Origin of the sequence: Fulvivirga lutimaris (assembly GCF_009711525.1) — a bacterium.
GTDB lineage: Bacteria > Bacteroidota > Bacteroidia > Cytophagales > Cyclobacteriaceae > Fulvivirga > Fulvivirga lutimaris.
This window is the reverse complement of the sequence record NZ_SMLV01000251.1, coordinates 1-5,000: the sequence shown is the minus strand read 5'-3', so window position 1 is coordinate 5,000 and position 5,000 is coordinate 1. Positions and strand designations below refer to the sequence as shown.

Annotated in this window: 2 protein-coding genes and 2 rRNA genes (1 of these 4 running past the window's edge); 2 read left to right on the top strand and 2 right to left on the bottom strand. The window is 42.0% G+C overall.

The window, feature by feature from the left end; translation table 11 throughout:
- Positions 1-2,178 (top strand): 23S ribosomal RNA (locus E1140_RS03410) (it extends 707 nt beyond the left edge of the window).
- An 85-nt stretch (positions 2,179-2,263) separates the two neighbouring features.
- Positions 2,264-2,375: ribosomal RNA gene (rrf, locus tag E1140_RS03405) — 5S ribosomal RNA — on the top strand.
- Positions 2,376-2,494: 119 nt separating this feature from the next.
- On the opposite strand, the gene E1140_RS03400 is transcribed toward rrf, so the two are convergent.
- Both E1140_RS03400 and porV read right to left on the bottom strand, forming a co-directional pair.
- Entirely contained in the window at positions 2,495-3,811 is a 1,317-nt protein-coding gene (locus tag E1140_RS03400; protein ID WP_155179052.1) for a M16 family metallopeptidase, read from the bottom strand.
- Positions 3,771-4,934, bottom strand: a complete 1,164-nt coding sequence (gene porV, locus E1140_RS03395; RefSeq protein WP_155179050.1) for a type IX secretion system outer membrane channel protein PorV — start codon at positions 4,932-4,934, stop codon at positions 3,771-3,773. The genes E1140_RS03400 and porV overlap by 41 nt, the downstream gene beginning before the upstream one ends.
- Positions 4,935-5,000: the final 66 nt, after the last annotated feature.

Genomic DNA, 5,000 nt, shown 5'->3' with positions numbered 1-5,000 from the left:
TTTGTGATCTACCCATGACCAGGTTGAAGGTGCGGTAACACGCACTGGAGGACCGAACCAGTAAACGTTGAAAAGTTTTTGGATGAGTTGTGGGTAGGGGTGAAAGGCCAATCAAACTGAGAAATAGCTCGTACTCCCCGAAATGCTTTTAGGAGCAGCGTGGAGGTTAAGTCTAATAGAGGTAGAGCTACCAATAGGACTAGGGGGAGTCACATCCTACCAAATCCTGATGAACTCCGAATGCTATTAGATATACTCTGCAGTGAGGGCAAGGGTGCTAAGGTCCTTGTCCGAGAGGGAAAGAACCCGGACCAACAGCTAAGGTCCCCAAATCTATACTAAGTTGAACTAAGGTGGTCCAATTGCCGAGACAGCCAGGAGGTTGGCTTGGAAGCAGCCATTCCTTTAAAGAGTGCGTAACAGCTCACTGGTCGAGCGATAGGGCATCGATGATAATCGGGCATTAAGTATAGTACCGAAGCTTTGGCAGAATTTATTCTGGGTAGGGGAGCATTCTATCAGCAGCGAAGCTGTGAGGTAACTCATGGTGGAGCGGATAGAAAAGCAAATGTAGGCATAAGTAACGATAAGGCGGGTGAGAAACCCGCCCACCGATAGACTAAGGTTTCCTGATCAACGCTAATCGGATCAGGGTTAGTCGGGACCTAAGGCGAACCCGAAGGGGGTAGTCGATGGACAATTGGTTAATATTCCAATACTACCGTTAACAGCGATGGAGTGACGGAGAAGTGAAAGGCTCGCGTACTGACGGAATAGTACGTTAAAGGGTGTAGGTATTAGAACTGTAGGCAAATCCGCAGATCTAGCTGAACCTGATAGTACCGCAATCCTTCGGGAGCGCGGATAGTGGCCCTAATCAGGCTTCCAAGAAAAACTTCTAAGTAATGTTAATGGTACCCGTACCGTAAACCGACACAGGTAGTCAAGGAGAGAATCCTAAGGTGCTCGAGTGATTCATGGCTAAGGAACTAGGCAAAATGGCCCTGTAACTTCGGGAGAAGGGGCGCTTCCTCACCTTCGGGTGAGAAGCCGCAGTGAAAAGACCCAGGCGACTGTTTAGCAAAAACACATGGCTTTGCGAAATCGAAAGATGATGTATAAGGCCTGACACCTGCCCGGTGCTGGAAGGTTAAGGGGGGATGTTATTCCTTCGGGGAGAAGCATTGAACTGAAGCCCCAGTAAACGGCGGCCGTAACTATAACGGTCCTAAGGTAGCGAAATTCCTTGTCGGGTAAGTTCCGACCTGCACGAATGGTGCAACGATCTGGGTACTGTCTCGGCCATGAGCTCGGTGAAATTGTAGTCGCGGTGAAGATGCCGCGTACCCGCAACGGGACGGAAAGACCCCATGAACCTTTACTATAGCTTAACATTGACATTGTGTAAATAATGTGTAGGATAGGTGGGAGACTTTGAAGCGGTGCCGCTAGGTGTCGTGGAGTCGTTGTTGAAATACCACCCTTTATTTACGTGATGCCTAATCCCTTTAAGGGAGACATTGTTTGGTGGGTAGTTTGACTGGGGTGGTCGCCTCCAAAAGAGTAACGGAGGCTTTCAAAGGTACCCTCAGTACGGTTGGTAATCGTGCGCAGAGTGCAATAGCATAAGGGTGCTTGACTGTGAGACCTACAAGTCGATCAGGGTCGAAAGACGGATATAGTGATCCGGTGGTTCCGTATGGAAGGGCCATCGCTCAAAGGATAAAAGGTACTCTGGGGATAACAGGCTGATCTCCCCCAAGAGCTCACATCGACGGGGAGGTTTGGCACCTCGATGTCGGCTCGTCACATCCTGGGGCTGGAGAAGGTCCCAAGGGTTGGGCTGTTCGCCCATTAAAGTGGCACGCGAGCTGGGTTCAGAACGTCGTGAGACAGTTCGGTCCCTATCTGTTGTGGGCGCAAGAAGTTTGAGAAGATCTGACCTTAGTACGAGAGGACCGGGTTGGACTAACCTCTGGTGTACCGGTTGTGGTGCCAGCTGCACCGCCGGGTAGCTATGTTGGGAAGGGATAAGCGCTGAAAGCATCTAAGCGCGAAACCCACTTCAAGATGAGACTTCTTTTAAAGGACGTTATAGACGATGACGTTGATAGGCTACAGGTGTAAAGACAGAAATGTCAAAGCTGAGTAGTACTAATTACCTGTAAGCTTTCTCTAGGGCTATGCCCTCTATTATGAGCCAATTCTTTCACAACAATATGTCAACGATATTAAATCCATGGTAAATGACTATGGTAGACTTTATGGTGACTATTGCGATGGTGTCCACCTCTTCCCATTCCGAACAGAGAAGTTAAGCCCATCAGCGCCGATGGTACTGCAATAACATGTGGGAGAGTAGGTCGTTGCCAGCTTTTATTTTAAAACCCTTTTCAGTATTACTGGAAAGGGTTTTTTGTTTATATACACTTTTTTAGAATTACAGCGTTGACCATGTACAATTATAGGAACGGCGCTATTCCTTTTAAGTGTTTTAGGCACCTGCAGTTATGCCGTAGAGGTTGTTTGAGTTTAGATATTTTGAACTTATATCAATGATATCTTGCTCTGATATTTGCTTGATGACATCAAGATAATTGTAATAGTATTGATAGGTGAGGCCTGATAAATGAATGCTTTTGAATTTATCACTTAAGGAAAGGGGTGAGCTTAAATCTGACTGAAAAGAACCAAGTAGATGATTTTTTACAAGTAAAAGCTCATCACTAAATATTAATCCACTTTTAAGTTTGTCTATTTCTTTCGTTATTTCCTCGATTGCTAGTTCTTTATCCTTGCCATTTACATCTGAACCAATTACAAAGTAGGCTGCATCATTAAAAGAGACGATATTGGAATAAATTCCATATGTTAGACCTTTTTCCTCACGTATGTTACTCATAAGTCTAGAGCCAAAATAACCACCAAGTAAATGGTTTGTTATTAAAAGGTGGTGATACTCAGGATCTGACTTCAACAAGGTCCTTTTTCCAATTCTGATTGAAGTTTGAATTGAATTCTCTAATGGATAATGACTAACTAAACCTTCTTGATTGGGGTGACCATCTAAGTTTAGTGGAGTAGTGAAATTGGGACTATAGGCAGTTGATCCGAAATACTTTTCAATACCCATTTTTAGGTCTGAAGAAATATTTCCATTGATAATTATTTCAATATTTGAAGTATAATTTTCATGTGCTACGGACAATTCACTTGCAGTTAAAGAGTCTAGACTGCTTTCGGTAATGATTTTGCCGTACGGGTTATTAGAGCCCAGGACTGACTGCCTGAAATTCTTGCTGGCAATAACACTAGTCTTTTTGTTTTGGGTTTTTAAACCACTTATTAAGATTCTTTTTTGAAGTTCTATCTCAGTTTTAGGAAACTTGGGAAGATAGATAATCTCATAGATCAGAGGGAGCAGCGATTGTAGGTGTTTAGTAAGAGAATAAACCGTGACTATTGAGTAGTCAAATGAAGAGTTTACCTCTAAAAACGCCCCTTTCTCTGCCAGCTGATTTGTTATCTCTTGAGCTGTGTAACTTTTTGTGCCCGACTGGAGGGTCTTACTGATAAGGAAACTTGTGCCAATGTTAAGATCGGTTTTACTCCCCGCATTTCTTAATATAATCTCTAGTTTAACTACTGGCTGCGAAGTACTATTAAAAATGTGTATTGGCAGTCCATTTTCTAAATAGGAGGTCTGTGGTTCTGGAATTGATATATCCGGAAATTGAAAATGAACAGGAGGGGTTTTCCTATCCAGCATATTAATCAGTAACTGAGTCTTCTTCTCTTTTATTCTTATCAAAATTGAATAGAATAGAGAATCTTAATGTTTCAGCTAATGGGTGCTCTTGCTCGCTAGGTACAAGATAAGCGAAGTCAATACCAAAGACTTGGTATCTAAAGCCTAAACCCATAGTTAAATATTGTCTGTTACCTTTTTCATCTGACTCCATAAAGTAGCCAAGCCTTGCAGCGAAAGTATCATTATACCAATATTCAGCACCTGATGATATTGTGACTTCTTTAAGCTCTTCAGATGCACCATCTTCTGCATCAGAGAATGAACCAAAGATTCCACCTAAAAGCGACTTATCATTTTCGCTATTATCAAATTGAGGACTAGGTACTAAGAGTTTATTTAAATCAAGAGCAAATGTCAGTTTATTATAAGGATCCAGATTGGTTGTGAAAGCTGAACCTAACCTGAGATTAGTAGGGATAAAATCCCTGTTATTCTCATCACTATAAGTCAATTTAGAACCTATGTTTGAAATAACTGCACCTAGTGCCAAGTTAGAGTTAGTCCCACTAAGTAGTAAATCTTTAGAGTAAAAAACCGCTATATCAGCTGCCATGCTGTTACCTGGTTTAGCGTCAGCTCCACTCGTTGGGTTTGATGAGGTGAAGTTACCAGTCAAATTAGAATGAATATATCTAGCTGTGATTCCTACACTTAATTTCTGAGATAACATTCTGCTATATGTTGCATCTACTGCTACTTCTCTGGGATTAAAGTCTCCAGTACTATTTCCGTCATTGTCGGTAAAGAAAATTTCTCCTAAGTCAAAATACTTCATAGAAACTGCAACTGCCTGTTCCTTTGCAAACTTGTAGTAACCAGATAAATAATTCACTGACATATCATTTATGATCTTTCCTAACCATGGAGTATATGACAGCGAGAAACCAACATCATTATTTATAAAGACAAGCTTTGCAGGATTCCAGTGAACTGAGTTTGCGTCTGCAGAAGTAGCAACACCAGCATCTCCCATACCACCTGCTCTAGCATCTGGGGTAATGGTCAAAAAAGGTACCGCTGTCGTGATTACTCTTCTTGTTGAATCCTGTCCTAACTGGGCAGAAACAGAAGTGTGCGATACTGTTATAACAACAATTATTAAAAGTTTAAACAGTCTTTTCATTAGAAGTTGTTTAGCCAACAAATTTACTTAATTAATGAGAATAAGTTTTTTATATTCCTGATTTTT

Coding starts and splice junctions, on each gene's coding strand:
- porV (WP_155179050.1), bottom strand. CDS start 4,934: ATGAAAAGACTGTTTAAACTTTTAATAATTGTTGTTATAACAGTATCG.